Raw genomic sequence first — 16473 nt, forward strand, 5'->3', positions numbered from 1 at the left:
CGCGGCGCGGATAGATCCGGCTTCGGCTGGTTCAGGCAGAGGTAGCGGCCACGACGACGCGATCGCGCCCCTCTGACTTCGCACGGTAGAGCGCCGCATCCGCGTTCTCTATCAGGGCCTCCCCACTCGCGCCGTGCTCGGGGAAGGCCGCAACTCCCAGGGAGACGGTCACCGGGCCCAGGGACTCGCCCAGGTGCGAGACGTGCAGGTGCTTGGCGGTCTCCCGGAGCTGCTCGGCACGCGACCTGGCGCAGTTCAGCGCTGCCTCGGGCAGAATCAGGACGAACTCCTCGCCTCCGAAGCGGCACGCGATGTCGCCCGCGCGCAGGTTGGCGCGCAGCATTGTGCCCAGCTCACGCAGCAATGAGTCGCCGGCGCTGTGACCGAACGTGTCGTTGAACTGCTTGAAGTGATCGAGGTCCAGCATCATCACGCTCAACGGCCGCGCTCCACGCTCGGCCCGCCGGATCTCCCTCTCCAGCGTCTCCTCCATGTACCGGCGGTTGAACAATCCGGTGAGCGGATCGCGGACCGACTGGCTGCGGAGCGTTTCGCGCAGTCGGAGATTCGCCAGCGCCAAGGCCGATTGCTCTCCCAGCGTTGAAGCTACCATCTTCCTGGTCTCCAGCAGCGGCAGGAGAGCGCCTTCAGCGGTGCCCGGGCGGGTCAGGCAGAGCAGTCCCATTGCCTCGCCGTGGGCCACAAGGGGGATGCAGAAGTATGCCTGCGGCAGGGGACTGGAGAGGTGCCTGCAGTTTGGGCCTTCGGCGGTATCCTCCACGATGTGGGCCCGGCCCCTCCGCAGCGCCCAACAATCGTCCGGCGAGAAGACCCGCTGCGTGGAAGGCTCTTCGCCCCACGAGGCCACCACCTCGACGAAGTTGCGCGACGCGCTCTGCATGCACAGCGCGCCCGGCTCACCCGGGAACAACCTCTGCGCGGAATGGGCGATGACCGAATGGGCCTCGGCCATGTCAGAGCAGGCCTGCAGGAGCTCGCCCATCTTGCTCAGCACGGAGATCTCACTCGTCTGCCGCTCCAGGTCGCCCACCCACACCTTGAGCTTGTCATTGGCCTGCCGGAGGGCCTCTTCGGCCTCCCTGCGCGCGGTGATGTCCTCCAGCGAGCCCTCGAAGGAGAGCACCCGGCCGTCGCTGTCGCGAACGGCGCGGGCGTAGTCCCGCACCCAGATGATCCGTCCGTCCCTGCGGCGTAGTTTAAGCTCGACCCCGCGCACCACGCCCTCGCGTTCCATCAGGGACAGCCATCGCTGCCGGTCCTCTCCGTCGGCATAGACATCGGGCACCTTCGCGGACAAGAGGGCTTCACTGCTCGGATATCCCAGAATCTGCGCCAGCGCGTGGTTCGCGGTTACGAACTCACCCGATGGGGTAGTTTCGTAGAGGCCGATGGGCAAGCCGTCGAACAGACTCTGATATCGCTCCGCGCTGGTCCGCGCAGTCGCTTCCGCCTGCAGGCGTTCTTGCATGAGAACAGCGCGTTCGCCTCGCTGGCGGCGCAGCCGCTCGAAGACCACGGCGGCAAAACCGTTGATGATAAGGAACACCCCGACCAACGCTACGTCCATGGCGGGCAGGTGGATGGCCAGGGTGCGGGCGTAGTAGGCCAGAGCGGCGGCGTACCCAGCACCGGCGAAGCTTCCAAGGATCATAACACCCCAGAAACCTATCCGCCCGGCCACGAAGAGCAGCGCGGCCATCCACGCCATCAAGAACAACTCCCGAACCTCGGGTGCGATGAAGGCATACAGGGTCAGCAGGCCGGCAGTGGCTGCCATCGGCAGGTAGACATAGTGCCTGTCCCACTTCAGGCGTGCGTCCCAGCCGAAGTGGGGGATTAGCCAGAGCACCGCCTGCACGACGATCGTAACGGTGAAGGCCATCGCCCAGCGGGAGAGATCGAGCGACACGATGTCCATCTTGTGCAGGATCGGCACGACCAGCTGCAGGAACACCAGCCCGGCGCTGGCAAGCAAGACGCCGCGCTTCTTGACCTGGTTCTGGGTGGTCCGTTTGGCGCGGGCTCCGGTCAAGGTGCTCACCCGCCTTCGCGCTTAGGTGCCTGCCCGGGGCTGGCAGGTAGTATTCTCCGCCGACGCTGCATCGCCTGCCGAGCGAAGCGACGAAACAGGCCGTGTGGGCCCGGTGATCAGCCAGCGGCCGGAAGGGTGAAGGAGAAGGTGCTGCCGCGTCCGGGGCCGGGGCTGGCCGCGCGAATGCTTCCGCCGTGGGCCTCGACCAGGTACCGGGCGATCGTGAGGCCCAGGCCGCTGCCGCCTCCGCTGCGGGCGCGCGATCGGTCCACGCGGTAGAACCGTTCGAAGACGTGCGTCAGGTGCTCGGCCGCGATACCCAATCCGGTGTCTTCCACGTCAATCCTGACCCGCGGTCCCTCGGGGCGCGCGCTCACCGTGATGCGGCCCGGCGGCGGCGTGTACTGGATTGCGTTGCCGATCAGGTTCGCCAGCACCTGCTGGATGCGGTCAACGTCCACGATCACCGCGGGCAGTGCCTCGGGCACGGTCACCTCCAGTACAAGCCCCTGGTCATCGGCCTGCGGGCGCAGGCGCTCCACGGCCGCGCCCACGATCCGGCGCACGGGCACTGTCTGACGAATCAACCGGAGCACCCCGGCGTCCAGCCGCGAGAGCTCCTCCAGGTCGGTCACCAGCCGCTGAAGCCGGTCAACCTCCACGGCGACCCGGGCATAGGTCTCGGGCCCGGCTTCGATCACGCCGTCGGACAGCCCCTCCATGTACCCCTTGATGCCGGAGAGCGGCGTTCGAAGCTCGTGGGCCACATCGGCCAGGAGAGTCCTCCGCCTGATCTCCGTCTGCTCCAGGGCCCCGGCCATGGTGTTGAAGCTGTCGGCAAGGGCACCCATCTCATCGGTGCTCTGAACCGGCGCCCGCTCGTCGTAATGGCCCGCGGCCAGGCGCTGGCTGGCGGCGGCCAGGGCCTGCACCGGCAGCACGATCCTCCTGGTCACGTACATGCTGAGGGCGCCGGCAGCCACGATCGCAGCGATGCCTGCTGCGACCAGGGCGTCGGCGACGCCGGTGCGGAAGATCCGCTCAATGTTAGTGGCTGGGGGCCCTCCGAACCGCGGCCCAGTGCCCTCTACTCGGCGGGCCACATGCCGCGAGCCGAGGAAGTTGAGCGCCGCCGTCAGCACCACCATACCCACGACCAGAACGATCAGGTACGAAACGAAGACCTGGACTCCCAGTGACCGCCTCACCGCGCCTACTCCGCCTCGAACCGGTAGCCGACACCCCGCACCGTGGTGATGAACGCGGGTCGGCCCGGATCGTCCTCCAGCTTCTTGCGCAGTTCCTTGATGTGGACGTCCACGACGCGCTCATCGCCGAAGAAGTCGGGCCCCCAGACCCGTTCGATGATCTGCGGTCGGGTGAACACCAGGCGGGGCGCTCCGGCCATGGCCAGCAACAGGTCGAACTCCAGCGTGGTCAGCGCCACGGGGTTCCCGTCCTTCCACACCCCGCGCTGGCCTGGGTCTATCCGCAGGTGCCCAAAGGTGAGCGGTCCGGGCTGCCTCTCGCCACCCCGGCTGCGGCGCAGGAGCGCCTTGACGCGCGCGACCATCTCGCGAGGGCTGAACGGCTTGGTCAGGTAGTCGTCACCTCCCACGCCCAGCCCCACGACCTTGTCGGTTTCGTCGGAGCGCGCGGTCAGAAGCAGCACGTAGGCGTCCGACCACTCCCTCAGCCGCCGGAGCACCTCCAACCCGTCCATGCCCGGCAGCATGATGTCCAGGACTATCAGGTCTGGGTGCGCCCGGCGGGCCAGGGCGAGCGCGGCCACGCCGTCCGCGGCGACCTCGACCGTGAACCCCTCGCGCGTCAGATACCGCGAGACGACGTCGCGGACAGACGCCTCGTCGTCAACAACCAGGATCGTGCGGCCGGAGGACATCTGTTCCGGGTGCTCCCCCAATGCCCAGAAGGGCAGAGAGACCGCTCCGCGGCCTCTCTCCCAACCGGGCTTGAACCTGCCAAGACGCGGGACCGCGATGCGGTCCCGGTGGGCTAGCCTATGGGCTTGACGTTGGAGGCCTGGGGACCCTTCTGACCCGTCACGACCTCGTACTCTACCTTCTGGCCCTCGCTGAGGCTCCTGTAGCCATCGGCCTGAATCGCGGAATAGTGGACGAAGACATCCTTGCCGCCCTCGTCGGGAGTGATGAAGCCGTAGCCCTTCTCCGCGCTGAACCACTTGACTGATCCGATCGGCATGCCCTACCCACCTTTCCTTCTTTGCCGTCCGACGACTCCGCCGGACGGCAGTGCAGCATCGCCCTACGAAACTGTTATATTGGCACCCCGGGCGGGGGATTCCTCCTTGGCGGGCGAATCCTTGATAGCAATCTGTGTGGGGATCTGTATGGGGGGAGGCAGGGTGCTCAAGAGCCGTGCGGCCCGAGCCGCCATGTTGCTGGTGGGGCTGCTGGGCGCGCTGGTGTCCGCGGGCCTTAGCCCTTTGCCCGGGACCGCCCAGGTCCGGGCGCCTGGCGGCGCCGTGCGCTCAGTGCTCGAGAACGGGTTGACGGTAATCGTCCAGGAGCACCGCGCCGCGGACGTCGTGGCCCTGCACACCTGGGTTCGGGGCGGGTCGAAGGACGAGGATGACGAGACCAACGGCGCGGCCCACTTCCTGGAGCACATGCTCTTCAAGGGCACCGCGAAGCGGCGGGCCGGTGAGATGGACCGAGAGGTCGAAGGAGTCGGCGGCGTCCTGAACGCGGGCACCTCGCTGGACTGGACCTACTACCACGTGGTGTCGTCCAGCCGGCACTTCGACCAGATGCTCGAACTGCAGTCCGACGCTATGATGCGCTCGACGCTCGAGCCCTCAGAACTCGAGCGCGAACGCAGGGTCGTGCTTGAGGAGATCAACCGTCGCGACAACTTCCCGACGACGCGCGCCTTGGAACTGATGCGGGGACTGGCGTTCACCGTGCATGCCTACAGACGTTCGGTGCTGGGCACGCGCGCAACGATCGAGCGGATGCCGCGGGAGACGCTGCAGCGGTTCTACCGAACCTACTACGTGCCGGATAACATGACGGTGGTTGTGGTCGGGAACGTTCGGGCCTCACAGGCCTTGGCCAGCGTGAGGCGTGCCTACGCGGGATTCAGCGGCCCGTCGGTTCTGCGCCAGCCGGCTCCGGTGGAGCCACCGATAGAGGGCGTGCGCCGCCTTGTGGCCGAGCAGGACGTCCGCGTCGCCTACCTGGTCTTGGGATTCCCGGGCCCGACGGTGCGCGACCGCGACGTGCACGCGACGGATGTCCTGGCGTACGCGCTGGGGCGGGGGCTGGGCGCGCGGCTGCGCCAGCAGGTCGTGGAGCGCGCCCGCCTGGCGCAGAGCATAGGCGTCTCGTTCCTGACCACCGAGGATCCCTACCTGTTCGTCATCTCCGCGGTCGCCGAGCCGGCGCACGCGGAGCGCGCCGAGGCCGCGATCCTGGCGGAGGTGGCCGCGGTCGCCGACCAGGGGATCACCGAGGTCGAGCTGGCGCGCGCGCGGAATCTGCTGGAAGGCGAGCACATCTACGGCACGCATACAACCCGCGGTCAGGCGTACACGTTGGGTTTCTACGCCACCATCGCCGACCTGGAGTTCGCATCCGCCTATCTGGCACGCGTCCGCCAGGTCACCAGGGATGACGTACAGCGGGTCGCGCGGCGCCTGTTCGACGCGCGCCGGTACGCGGTCGCTGTCATCCGGCCCGCCGGGAGGTGAGGCGGGCCTTGCGTCTCCTTGCCGCTGCCCTGCTCGTTTCTCTCCTGGCCGCCTCCGGCCCCGCGGCTGGCGCGACGGTCGTTTTCCGCCAGGCCGCCGCATCACGCCACCTGCTGGAGAATGGGCTGACCGTCATAGTCAAGCCCAACCCTGTGAGCGACCTGGTCGTAGTGGAAGCCCTGGTCCGCGCCGGTCCACGCCTGGAGGAGCCAGCACAGAGCGGGGTGACCTTCTTTGTGCGCAGCATGCTGGTCCGCGGGACGCACCGCCGCTCCGCTGATCAGATCGCCCAGACGATAGAGGGAATTGGCGGCCTGCTGGGAGGCGGAACCGGCTCAGACTTCACCTCGCTGTACACGGTGACGCCGGGCCGCCACCTTGATCTTGGAATGGAGCTGGTAGCCGACCTTCTGGCGAATGCCCGGTTCGATCCCAGGGACATCGAGACCCAGCGCGGGGTAGGCTTGTCCCGGATCAGGCAGAATGCCGACCAGCCGCTCCAGCGCGCGGTGGACCTACTGGGCGCTGCCCTGTATCCTTTTCACCCCTACGCGCAGCCCATCATCGGGACCGCGGAGACGGTCGCTGCGCTCACCCGCGAGCAACTACTCGAGTTCTACCTGACCCACTTCACGGCATCCAACATCGTCCTCGTCGTTGCTGGGAACACCACCGAGGCCCAGGCGCTGGAGAAGGCGAAGCAGGCGTTCGGCGGGCTGCGCGCAGGGTCGCCGCCGCGCCGCGTCCGATGGCTGCGCACGGTGGAGCGCGCCCTGGTGCCTCCCCTGGCATCGCCGCAGGAGGTGCGGGAGGTGCGCCCAATCGCGGCCGCATGGATTGCCATGGGATACCTGGGTGTGCCCATGGGGCACCGCGACTTCGCGGCGTTGCGCGTGCTCAGCGCCATTTTGGGCGAGGGGATGTCGTCGCGGCTGTTCACCGAGATCAGGGAAAGGCGCGGGCTGGCCTACCAGGTCGGTTCCGCGTATCTGGTGCGGGCAGGCCCGGGCCACATCCGCCTGAGCGCAGGGACCGATCCGTCCACGCTCCCGGCGGTCACCGCTGCCATGCTGCGTGAGGTGGAGCGGCTTCGCGCCGAGGTCCCTCCTGCAGACGAGCTGGAGCGTGCCAGGAGGGGGATTATCGGGCGCTACGCCCTGGCCCGTGAAGAACTGGAGGCCCAGGCGTTCTACCTCGGGTGGTACGAGATCCTTGGCGTTGGGTTTGCCTACGACGAGCGCTTCCCCGAGGAGATCGACCGCGTCACTGCAGGCGACGTGCTGCGGGCGGCGCGGAGGTACCTGACTGTCCCGGCGCTGGTGATCGTTGCGCCATAGCTCCACGGTGCCCGGAGGTGCGCGGCACAAGGTAACGAACTGGTAAACGCTCAATGGCCCTGGGGGGTCGAACACAGAGACCACATCACGCACGAAGCAACGATGGGAGGCATTCATGCGAACAGTCTTCGGAACGGCCTACAGGGCATTGCTTGTCGCTCTATTGGTATCGGTTGCGGTGCCGCCGGTGGCCCAAGTCACGGCAGGGCCGGCTCCGTCGCTCTTTCCGCTCGTCACCGGCGCGGTGTGGACCCGCAAGAACGATGATGGAGTCGAGTCTGTCACAAAGGTCGTGGGCCCCAAGACCGTCGGCACCGTCCGGTGCATCGTAGCCGAGCGCAAGGCGATCGAGCGCGGCCGCGAGCGCACTGAGCGCACCTGCTACCAGGTAACAGCGGCCGAGGTCCTGATCATCGAGTGGACCTCGCCCAGGGGTGGGCTAACCGTGAGCAACCCCCCGCGCCCATTGATGAAGCTTCCTCCCAAGGCAGGGCAGGCCTGGTCGTGGAGCCCGGCGGATTCCGCGTTCGAGTTGAAGATCACCTCGAAGTGGATCGCTGAGGAGACGGTCAAGGTGGCCGCCGGGACGTACAAGGCCTGGAAGATGCAGACGGTGACGGCCGGTGAGGACACTGAGATCACGGCTTACACCTGGTACGCGCCGGGCGTCGGCGCGGTGCGGAGCGAGCGGAAGGGCTATCGCGGCGATCGCCAGATCAGCGGCTGGACCGAGCTGGTTAGATACAAGGCACCGTAGAGCCGGGCCTGCGGGCCAGTAGCCCCGGGACTCCATCAGGGAATGAGTGAGAGGGCGGCGATACCCCCGCCCTCTCGTAGTCAATGTCGCAGGTTGCCCCGAAGGTTGCGCTGCAGTTCGCTCCGCTGGCTGTGCCGCCTCACCGTAGCCGCATGGTGATTGCCGCGTACCAGCCGTCCCAGGCCATCGTGCACGGGCACGGGGTCCTTCCCACAGCAGTCGTTTCCCACTTGATTGACCGGTAGCCCACCTCGAGTCCGGCCTCCGGCGACAGCGACCTTCCCAGTGCCAGGCTGTAGTCCCTGACGCTGGCCGTGCCGCCTGGCGGGTCGAGTACCCCACCCAGGCTGTGATTGATCGTCCACGACCCAAAGGCAGCCGAGCCCGACAGGTACCACGCCTCGCGGAACGGCACGTACAGGTCGAGACCGTAGCGCAGGCCGCGTGCAGAGAACTCGCGAGCTCCACCTCCCGACGAAACGCCCAGGAACCCGCTGCCGTATCCGGCAAACACGGTCATCTCAGCGCCGCGCCAGTTGGCCGGCGCTATCAGGTAGTGAAGGTTCGTGGAAAAGAACCGGTTCGTGCCGGGCGATGCTCCGAACCCGCCCTCGGTGTCCACAAGGTTGTTCACGCCGCCTGTATCGTAGGCGATACTCCAGATGAACCGGTTGACGGGTCGCGAACGGAACTCAAACCCCAGCAGCGTGGAATCCCAGACGATGTTGCCGGGTGCCAGACTGTCGAGGTAGTTCTGGGTGCGGATGCGGGATGGACCGTTGGGTTCCTCCCCGGGCAGCGACGCGCTTGGTGGGGTTGACCACAATCTGAGCTTGAAAGTCTGGGCTTCGGCCGCTTCGGGCACCCATGCCACTAGCAGCGAAATCGCGAGGACGGCAGCCATGATGGCTGTAGTTCTGCGCACGTTCCACCTCCGAACAGGTAGGGTCTTGGCGGATACCTTTCGCCCCATGCGGGCATGATTCTGCTCAAGGGGGAGAGCAGCGCGCCCGCAGGGAATACCCGGGTGATGTCTCCTGCCGGCACCACATCCGCCAGCCGCCAGACCTGGATGCTGCTTGCGACGGTCTTTCTGGTGATGGTGGGCTTTGGCATCGTGATGCCGATCCTTCCCTTCCTCGCGCGGCGGTTCGGGGCCTCTTCACTGCAGATGGGTCTGCTCATCACGGCATGGGCGGTCGCTCAATTCGCGGCATCACCGTTCTGGGGGCTGGCCGCCGACCGGATCGGCAGGAAGCCGGTGCTGATCATCGGCCTGTTCGGCTACACGCTCGCGTTTCTGGGCATGGCGCTCGCCCAATCCTACGAGATGCTGCTGGCCGCGCGTGTTGTAGGCGGACTCATCTCGGCCTCCGTGCTGCCGTCCGCGCAGGCCATCGCCGCAGACCTCAGCGCGCCGGAGGAGCGCAGCACGGTGATGGGCAGGATGGGCGCGGGGTTTGGCCTGGGTTTCCTCGTGGGGCCCGCGGCCGGCGGGATCCTGGCGCTTGCCGGGCCACTCGTTCCTTTCCACGTTGCTGCTGCCACGTCGGCGCTGGCCGTGCCTCTGGTTGTCCGGCTGGTGCGCGAACCACCCCCCGACGCCCGGCGTGCTGCCGCTGCGCGCCTCGGCACGCGAGCGCTGGCGCAGGCCCTGCGGAGCCCGGAACTCCCCCTGTATCTGATGGCCCTTGCCACGACATGGGGGGGGTCGAGCCTGTTCTCGATGCTCGGCTACTACGCGATTGACCGGGCAGGCGGGACACCCGCGGACGTCGGCGTGATGTTCACCGCCCTGGGGCTAGGATCGGTGGTGGCGCAAGGCATAGCCGTGGGGCCGGTGACGCGGAGGTTGGGAGAGGTCCGCACCATCCGCGCCGGATTCGTCGCCGGTGCCGCGGGGTTCTTGGTGGTGGCGCTGGCCGGATCGGTGGCCGCGATCACCGTAGCCGTCTGCATGACCTCGCTTGCGATGGCGTTTCTGCGGCCCTCACTGGCCGCGCTCAACTCCCGCACCACCCGGCTGGGCTACGGCACCTCGCTGGGGATGCAGACGTCGTTTGACAGCCTGGGCCGAGCACTGGGGCCGCTGGGGGCAGGGACGCTGTACGGCATTGTTCAGGCCGGACCGTTTCTCGGGGCCGCGGCGGTCTACCTTGTCGCGGCCGTCGGCGCTCTGCGACTTCAGGACGGCGGCGGGCGCCGTCCTACCGTCCCCAGGTGAGCACGCATGCGGCCCAGGTGAAGCCGCCGCCGAAGCCGATCAGCACGAGGTGATCGCCGTCCTTCATGCGGCCGTCGGACCGTGCTTCCCAGAGCGAGATGGGCACCGACGCCGAGGAGGTGTTTCCGTAGGACTCGATGGTGCTGACGAACCGCTCCAGCGGGAGGCCAATCGCGCGGGCCACTGCTTCGGTAATGCGCTGGTTGGCCTGATGCGGCACCACCAGCGAGATGTCGTCCAGCGAGAGCCCCGCCTTTCGAACGACCTCAAGGATAGTCTCGGGCACGATCCGCACAGCGAGCTTGAACACCGACTGCCCGTCCATGCGGGCGCGGTGGAGGCCTTTGGCGACGACCTCCTCGGTCATGGGGATGCGGCTGCCGCCCGAAGGCAGCTTGAGGATGTCCGCGGCGGAGCCGTCCGAGCCGACGACCGTCGACAGCACGCCGCCGCCCCCCGAGGAAGGACCCATCACGACGGCTCCGGCGCCGTCTCCGATGAGTACGCTGGTGGTGCGGTCTCTCCAATCCGCGAGTCGGGTCAGCACCTCGGCGCCAAGGACGAGCACGTGCCTGACAATCCCGGCTTCGATCATCTGCGCGGCGGTGACCACGCCGTAGACGAAACTCGAGCAGGCGGCCAGCAGATCGAACGCCCCGGCCCGCGCCGCGCCGATCCGTTCCTGGACAAGGCACGCGGTGGCAGGGAAGATCATGTCGGGTGTCGTGGTCCCGCAGATGATCAGGTCTAGTTCCGCCGCCGAGATCCCCGCGTCGCGCAGCGCGGCTTTGGCCGCGGGTACGGCCAGGTCGGACGCGGCCTGGTCGCCGTCAACTATCCGCCGCGTCCGGATGCCGGTCCGCGTGACGATCCACTCGTCGCTGGTTTCGACGATCTTCTCTAGGTCGGCGTTGGTCAGGATCCGCGGCGGGACATGGATGCCGAGCCCCAGGATGGCGGCCCGCGTGACGATCTGCTGTACCTCTGGATGGCTGGGCGTGGCTTTCGTCTGACACATGCTTCCCTAGTTTCGGCGGTCTGGGGGGCTGTCCTGCCTGCCGTGGTGCGGCCAGGGAATCGGTCCGCGGCCCGCAGCGTTGGACAGGAGGAATCCAAGGCAGAGGAGGACCCCATGTCCACGCAACTGGACGAGGCGACACGCGCGTTTCTCGGCGAGCCCAATCCCGCGGTGCTCGCAACGGTTTCCCCGGAGGGCCGCCCGCAGGCCACGCCGGTCTGGTTCACGCTGGAAGGCGACCAGATCCTGATCAACACGAGCAAGGGTCGCGTGAAGCTGCGCAACCTCAAGGCCTAACCACACGTGGCCCTGACCGTTGTTGATCCGAAGAACATGTACCGCTACGTGCAGATTCAGGGTAGGGTCGTCCGCCTCGACGCCGAGAACGGCGCCCGCGACATTGACCGGCTCTCGGTGCGCTACACGGGGAAGCCGTACTCCTACGAATACGGCGGAGGGCCCGAGGATCGCGTGAGCGTGCTGATCCAGCCGCTGGCCGTCAGCGGGATGGGGCGCTAATCATCCAGCGCCGGAGACCGTTCAGGTCGCGCACGGTTAGATCGGGGCGGGGATCACCGTCAGTTCGGGACCGCTCCGCCGTAACGCCGGTGAGTACAAGGATCGTGAACAGCCCGGCGGCGCGGCCCGCCGCTATGTCGGTGCCGAGTTGGTCGCCAACCATCGCGGTCTGCGCCGGGCGCGTCCCTATCCGGGCCATCGCCTCACGAAGCAGCCGGGGGTCGGGTTTGCCGATCACGACCGGCTTCCGGCCGCTGGCGTATTGTAGCGCGCTGACCAGAGCCCCGGCGCCGGGCATGGCACCGGTCTCTGTGGGGACCAGCGGATCCGGATTGGAGGCCACGAACTCTGCTCCCCGGGCAAGCGCCTCGGCGGCCAGGGCGAGCTTCCGGTAGGTCATCCGCCGGTCCAGCCCTACCACGACCGCCGCGACGTCTTCCCACGCCAGGACAAACCCTGCCCTGGCTATCGCCCGCCGGAACGGCGGTTCGCCGACGACCAGCACGCGGGATCCGGGCTTCAGGGTGGCGCGCAGGTACGTCGCTGTTCCCACCGAAGAGGTAACGATGCGCTCGACCGGCACTCGCATTCCCATCGTGGCGAGGAACCTGGTGTACTGGCGCGGGGTCCGGGTGCTGTTGTTTGTCACAAGCGCGAAGGGGACACCCTTCCGGTCGAGATCCGCCAGCAGCGCGCGTGCGCCAGGGAGCACGCGCCTGCCCCGATAGAGTACGCCGTCCATGTCGAAGAGGAAGCCGCGGAGCTTTCTCAGGATCATGGTTGCGGCTTCTCCGGAGCTGAACGACTCCCCTTCCGGATTGGAGTGGACGCAGACGGGAAGAACAGGAGGCCATGATGGCAGCAGCAGACGTGATCGTGGTAGGAGCCGGCTGCACCGGCGCGAGCGCCGCATTCTGGCTCGCGTCACGGCACGGGCAGAAGGTGGTGCTTCTTGATCGGGGCACCGTTGGCGGCGGACCCACCGGCCGCTCCAGCGGCATCGTGCGCATGCACTACTCCTACGCACCCCTGATTCAGCTGGCACTGCGCAGCCGCGATGTGTTCGTGAACTTCGATGCCGTCGTCGGCGGGAGCGCCGACTTCAGGAAGACCGGATTCCTGCTGCTGGTACCGCAGGGGCAGGAGAGGACTGTCGAGGCGAACGTCCGGCTGCAACGCGCTCTCGGTGTGGACACCACGGTGCTGGACCGCGAGGCCATCGCCGATCTCGACGCCCGGCTGCGCACCGACGATGTGGGCGCAGGGGCCTACGAGCCCGGCTCAGGGTATGCCGACGGGTACGCCACAGCGACCGCGTTCGCAGCCGCGGCCAGGCGGCACGGTGCAGAGGTGCGGGAAGGCACGCCGGCCGTCCGCCTGGTGGTCGAGGGCTCACGGATCGCCGGGGTGGAAACCCCAACAGGCCGGATTGCGGCCGGGGCTGTGCTGGTTGCCGCCGGGCCGTGGACGCCAGTACTGCTGGGTCCTCTGGGGATTGATCTGCCCATTCGCACCACGCGCCACCAGGTGGTGCTGTTCGAGGTGGAAGAGCCGGCAGCGCCTCTCGGCTTCATCCTCGTGGACCTGGGGATGGGTTTCTACATGCGCCCCGACATTGGGTACCAGTTCCATGGCGGGTCGGTCGAGGAGTACCCAGACGAGGAGGTGCCTGCCGATGCCTTCAACGAGGGAACCGACTTTGATTTCGTCGAGAAGATGGCTCAGCGATTGGCGCACCGCGTGCCTGCTTTCTCGGGCGTGGGGGTGAAGGGGGGGTACGCCAGTCTCTACGACGTCACCCCGGATTGGCAGCCGATCCTGGGCCCGATTCCTGACGTGGGCGGCCTGTTCATCGCCGCGGGCTTCAGCGGGCACGGGTTCAAGTTGAGTCCCGCGCTCGGAGAAACCCTGGCAGGTCTTGTCGTGACCGGTCGCTGCGGCGAGATAGATCTTGGCCCGTTCCGGCCATCACGGTTCGTCGAGGGCGCTTTGTTCCACAGCCCGTACGCGCACGGGATCGTGGGCTGACCGAGCCGGGAGGCCAGAGCCCCCTGCATCCGCGCCGCAGGCCATCAGGCGGGGCAGCACGGCGGTCAATCCCGCGGTGTGGAAGGCCTTCTTCTGCGGTCTATGTGGTCCGCGACGGAACCGAGGTGCCCTGTGACTCCATGAGGCGCCAGGATTATCGTTAGCATGAACAGCGTGCCGATGACGGTCGCGTGCCGGTGGGTGAGTTGGCCGATGAAGCTCTCGAGCAGCACCACGATCGCCACACCCACGACCGGTCCCGCGAATGTCGCCACGCCGCCCAGCGTCGAGACAAGCAGGATCCAGACGGAGCGCTGAAGGTCGAAGACGCTGGTATGTACAAATCCCGTGTGGTAGACGAAGAAGATCCCCGAGATGCCGGCAAGCGTCCCCGCCAAAACGAAGGCCAGGTAGCGCAGTAGCGATACGGGGTAGCCGAGCGCCGCCATGCGCGTGGGGCTGGCGGCTATCCCCCTGAGTGCGAGGCCGAAGTGGGAGCGCGTTATCGCCAGCATTACGGTGAGGCAGACGAGCGAAGTTGCCAGGAGCGCGAAGTAGAAGTTTCGCGGGTCCTTGAGGGCGACCCCCATGACCACGGGTGGTACTACCCCGGGGATCCCGTCGTATGCATGAGTCAGCGACACCCAGCGATTCGCGACTCCCCACATGACCTGTCCGAGCGCGAGGGTGATCATGAGGAAGTAGATCCCGGTCGTGCGGATCACGATCAGTCCAGCGGCGGCGGCCAGCAACGTTGCGCCGCCCACCCCCACGACAACCGGCCACGGGAACGCGATGCTGTACCTGACAGACATGATCCCCACCGCGTAGGCTGCGAATCCAAAGAACGCTACCTGGCCGAGTGAGGTCATACCCGCTCTCCCGGCAAGAAAGCTGAAGCTCACCGCCAGCAGGCTGTAGAATAGGATGCGGTTGGTCAGGGTCAGATAGTACGCGGGCATCCATCCTGGCAGCGTCACAAGGAGGGCGGCTCCCATGACGACGATCGCCCAATGCCAGATCCGGCGCATGGCCACACCTATCTCCCAAACAGGCCCTGAGGCCTGACCGCAAGAACGAGCGCCATTGGCGCGAACACGAAGAACAGGGAGAAGTCCGGGAAGTAGGCGGTGGCGAAGCTGAGCGTCATCGCGGTTATCAGGGCCCCCACGGCCGCACCGATCAGGCTGCCCATCCCGCCAATGACTATCGTGACGAGCGAGAGGGCGAGTGCCTGGAAGTCCTCGCCCGGGGCGAGCGCCCAGTAGGACCCCCCGATCACTCCCGCGAAGCCCGCCAGCAGCCCGGCCAGCATAAACACCGCGGTCATCGTGCGGCCGACGTTGATGCCGAGCGCGGCGGTTGTCTCCCGGTCATCCACGCCTGCCCTCACGGCCATTCCCAGCGAGGTCCTCATCAGCAGCAGCCACAGCCCTATGCCCACAAGGACCCCAAAGATCAGCACGAAGACCCGGAACCCTGGGTAGACCACCCCGAGCACGTGCAGGCGCGGCGTGAGCAGCGCGGGGGGCTGGAGGTTGAGAGGATTGCCTCCCCAGACCGCCACGGCCGCGTCACCGAGGATCATGGCCACCGCGAGCGTAAGCAGCGACTCGGGCAGCTCCTTGCCCCTCACCCACACCAGGAGCGCCCGCTCAATCAGGCAGGCGATGGCCGCGATAGAGAGGCCGCCGGCGAGCAACGCGAGGGGCCAGCTGCCCGTGATTCTGAAGGCGGTCAGACCCAGGTACCCACCGACCAGGTAGTAGGCACCGTGCGATAGGTTCACTATGCGCATGAGTCCGAATGCGAGGGTCAGCCCACTCGCCATCACGAACAACAGCGCAGCATAGGTCAGACCATTCAGGAACAGCAGATTCAGCATCTGGTCACCGCCGGCTTCCCAGCCCGGCGCCCGTAGACGTGGCCGGGACGGCCAACCGCGCGCGCCGGGCTGGTCCTTGCCTCAGGCAAGCCTGATCGACTTGAACGAGCGCACCTGCTCGGTGATCGCGCGCTCGGTGGGTAGCCGCTCCACGCTGGAAGCGCCGAAGAACCCAGCGATTCCTGGCATCCTTGCTAGGGCCTTCGCCACGTTCTCCGGCTCGTCGAACGGCCCACCATGACAGAGCACGAGGATGTCCGGCCGCACGGCCTTGGCCGCCTCTGCCATGGCCATGACCTTCTGGATCGCCTCGTCGAGGGTGAGTGCGACCGCAGCCCCGATCGTGCCCGCCGTGGTCAGCCCCACGTGGGGCACGAGGATGTCCGCGCCGGCCGTGGCCATCCTGTTGGCAGTGTCGGCGTCGAAGACGTAAGGTGCGGTTATCAGGTCCATCTCGTGGGCCAACCGGATCATCTCGACTTCCTTGTCGTATCCCATCCCGGTCGCCTCCAGGTTCTCCCGGAAGACGCCGTCGATGAGCCCCACGGTTGGGAAGTTCTGGACGCCCGAAAAGTTAAGCCGGGCCACCTCGCCGAGGAAGACCTCCATATCCCTGAAGGGATCAGTGCCACAGACTCCGGCCAGGACCGGCGTGTGCTTGATCACCGGGATGACCTCGTATGCCATCTCTATCACGATGGCGTTGGCGTCACCGTACGGCATCAGCCCGGCGAGAGAACCCCGCCCAGCCATGCGGTAGCGACCGGAGTTGTAGATGATGATCAGATCGATTCCGCCGGCTTCTGCCATCTTGGCCGAGATGCCGGTACCAGCACCGCCGCCGATGATCGGCTCGCCCCGGCCGATCTTCTCACGAAACCGCTCGAGGACAACCTGTCGCGGAATCCTCTTGCCCATG

Annotated in this window: 17 protein-coding genes; 7 read left to right on the top strand and 10 right to left on the bottom strand. The window is 67.1% G+C overall.

Annotated features, from left to right (window positions below; all coding sequences use genetic code 11):
• Window positions 1-31: 31 nt before the first annotated feature.
• The 4 genes from FJX73_06125 to FJX73_06140 all read right to left on the bottom strand — a co-directional run bounded on the left by FJX73_06125 (window position 32) and on the right by FJX73_06140 (window position 4276).
• Entirely contained in the window at window positions 32-2062 is a 2031-nt protein-coding gene (locus FJX73_06125) for a diguanylate cyclase (GenBank protein MBM3470351.1), read from the bottom strand.
• A gap of 107 nt (window positions 2063-2169) precedes the next feature.
• Window positions 2170-3261 (bottom strand): HAMP domain-containing histidine kinase, encoded by a 1092-nt coding sequence (locus FJX73_06130; GenBank protein ID MBM3470352.1) that lies wholly within the window; start codon window positions 3259-3261, stop codon window positions 2170-2172.
• A gap of 5 nt (window positions 3262-3266) precedes the next feature.
• Entirely contained in the window at window positions 3267-4055 is a 789-nt protein-coding gene (locus tag FJX73_06135) for a response regulator transcription factor (protein ID MBM3470353.1), read from the bottom strand.
• Window positions 4056-4069: 14 nt separating this feature from the next.
• Window positions 4070-4276 (bottom strand): cold-shock protein, encoded by a 207-nt coding sequence (locus FJX73_06140; GenBank protein MBM3470354.1) that lies wholly within the window; start codon window positions 4274-4276, stop codon window positions 4070-4072.
• Between FJX73_06140 and FJX73_06145 the strand changes: the two genes are divergently transcribed.
• From FJX73_06145 to FJX73_06155, 3 genes are all read left to right on the top strand, one after another.
• On the top strand, window positions 4275-5786 hold the full coding sequence (locus FJX73_06145) for an insulinase family protein (GenBank protein MBM3470355.1): 1512 nt from the start codon (window positions 4275-4277) through the stop codon (window positions 5784-5786). The genes FJX73_06140 and FJX73_06145 overlap by 2 nt on opposite strands.
• The gene (locus FJX73_06150) at window positions 5783-7123 is read left to right on the top strand and encodes an insulinase family protein (GenBank protein MBM3470356.1); all 1341 of its coding nucleotides are present in this window, start codon (window positions 5783-5785) and stop codon (window positions 7121-7123) included. Before FJX73_06145 ends, FJX73_06150 begins: the two co-directional genes overlap by 4 nt.
• A 115-nt stretch (window positions 7124-7238) precedes the next feature.
• Complete coding sequence (locus FJX73_06155; protein MBM3470357.1) at window positions 7239-7880, top strand: hypothetical protein; 642 nt, start codon at window positions 7239-7241, stop codon at window positions 7878-7880.
• 139 nt (window positions 7881-8019) lie between these two features.
• Here FJX73_06155 and FJX73_06160 read toward each other — a convergent pair whose 3' ends face one another.
• Window positions 8020-8805: a hypothetical protein gene (locus tag FJX73_06160; protein ID MBM3470358.1), complete on the bottom strand. Its 786-nt coding sequence runs from the start codon at window positions 8803-8805 to the stop codon at window positions 8020-8022.
• A 54-nt stretch (window positions 8806-8859) separates the two neighbouring features.
• On the opposite strand from FJX73_06160, the gene FJX73_06165 reads away from it, so the two are divergent.
• Window positions 8860-10104, top strand: coding sequence for an MFS transporter (locus FJX73_06165; protein MBM3470359.1), 1245 nt, complete (start codon window positions 8860-8862; stop codon window positions 10102-10104).
• Here FJX73_06165 and FJX73_06170 read toward each other — a convergent pair.
• A complete protein-coding gene (locus FJX73_06170) occupies window positions 10088-11122 on the bottom strand; it encodes a ketoacyl-ACP synthase III (protein ID MBM3470360.1) in 1035 nt (344 codons plus the stop codon). The genes FJX73_06165 and FJX73_06170 overlap by 17 nt on opposite strands.
• Between FJX73_06170 and FJX73_06175 the strand changes: the two genes are divergently transcribed.
• Window positions 11039-11419 carry a hypothetical protein gene (locus tag FJX73_06175; protein MBM3470361.1) on the top strand — a complete coding sequence of 127 codons (381 nt, stop codon included), beginning with the start codon at window positions 11039-11041 and terminating at the stop codon, window positions 11417-11419. The genes FJX73_06170 and FJX73_06175 overlap by 84 nt on opposite strands.
• 6 nt (window positions 11420-11425) lie before the next feature.
• Entirely contained in the window at window positions 11426-11641 is a 216-nt protein-coding gene (locus FJX73_06180; protein MBM3470362.1) for a hypothetical protein, read from the top strand.
• Here the strand turns inward: FJX73_06180 and FJX73_06185 are convergent.
• On the bottom strand, window positions 11622-12419 hold the full coding sequence (locus FJX73_06185) for an HAD-IIA family hydrolase (GenBank protein MBM3470363.1): 798 nt from the start codon (window positions 12417-12419) through the stop codon (window positions 11622-11624). The two genes, FJX73_06180 and FJX73_06185, sit on opposite strands and share 20 nt — an antisense overlap.
• 74 nt (window positions 12420-12493) lie before the next feature.
• Here FJX73_06185 and FJX73_06190 point away from each other — a divergent pair, with 74 nt between their 5' ends.
• Window positions 12494-13669 (top strand): FAD-binding oxidoreductase, encoded by a 1176-nt coding sequence (locus FJX73_06190; GenBank protein MBM3470364.1) that lies wholly within the window; start codon window positions 12494-12496, stop codon window positions 13667-13669.
• Between the two features lie 65 nt (window positions 13670-13734).
• Here FJX73_06190 and FJX73_06195 read toward each other — a convergent pair whose 3' ends face one another.
• The 3 genes from FJX73_06195 to FJX73_06205 all read right to left on the bottom strand — a co-directional run bounded on the left by FJX73_06195 (window position 13735) and on the right by FJX73_06205 (window position 16472).
• Window positions 13735-14706, bottom strand: coding sequence for a branched-chain amino acid ABC transporter permease (locus FJX73_06195; protein ID MBM3470365.1), 972 nt, complete (start codon window positions 14704-14706; stop codon window positions 13735-13737).
• Window positions 14707-14708: 2 nt separating this feature from the next.
• The gene (locus tag FJX73_06200; GenBank protein MBM3470366.1) at window positions 14709-15554 is read right to left on the bottom strand and encodes a branched-chain amino acid ABC transporter permease; all 846 of its coding nucleotides are present in this window, start codon (window positions 15552-15554) and stop codon (window positions 14709-14711) included.
• An 81-nt stretch (window positions 15555-15635) separates the two neighbouring features.
• Entirely contained in the window at window positions 15636-16472 is an 837-nt protein-coding gene (locus FJX73_06205) for a phosphoenolpyruvate hydrolase family protein (GenBank protein ID MBM3470367.1), read from the bottom strand.
• Window position 16473 lies beyond the last annotated feature (1 nt).

This window comes from Armatimonadota bacterium (assembly GCA_016869025.1).
Lineage (GTDB): Bacteria > Sysuimicrobiota > Sysuimicrobiia > Sysuimicrobiales > Humicultoraceae > VGFA01.